Below are 398 nucleotides of genomic sequence, written 5' to 3' on the forward strand. Positions count from 1 at the left end.
CTAGGTTGTCCGGGCGACGGTCGTCCGGTTCAAGCATGTAGGCAGAGTGATTAGGCAAATCCGGTCACTTAATGCTGAGGTGTGATGACGAACCACTAAAGGTGGTGAAGCAATTGATGCCCTGCTTCCAGGAAAAGCCTCTAAGCTTCAGGTTATCAACAATCGTACCCCAAACCGACACAGGTGGTCAGGTAGAGAATACTCAGGCGCTTGAGAGAACTCGGGTGAAGGAACTAGGCAAAATGGTGCCGTAACTTCGGGAGAAGGCACGCTGGCGGTAAGTGAAATCCCTTGCGGATGGAGCCGAAGCCAGTCGAAGATACCAGCTGGCTGCAACTGTTTATTAAAAACACAGCACTGTGCAAACACGAAAGTGGACGTATACGGTGTGACGCCTG

Annotated in this window: 1 rRNA gene; it reads left to right on the forward strand. The window is 51.5% G+C overall.

Going from position 1 to position 398, the window contains the following annotated elements:
• Positions 1-398: ribosomal RNA gene (locus BHE89_RS21590) — 23S ribosomal RNA — on the forward strand; the annotation flags it as partial.

Source organism: Shigella sp. FC1967, assembly GCF_001743005.1.
In the GTDB taxonomy this organism is placed as follows: Bacteria; Pseudomonadota; Gammaproteobacteria; order Enterobacterales; family Enterobacteriaceae; genus Proteus.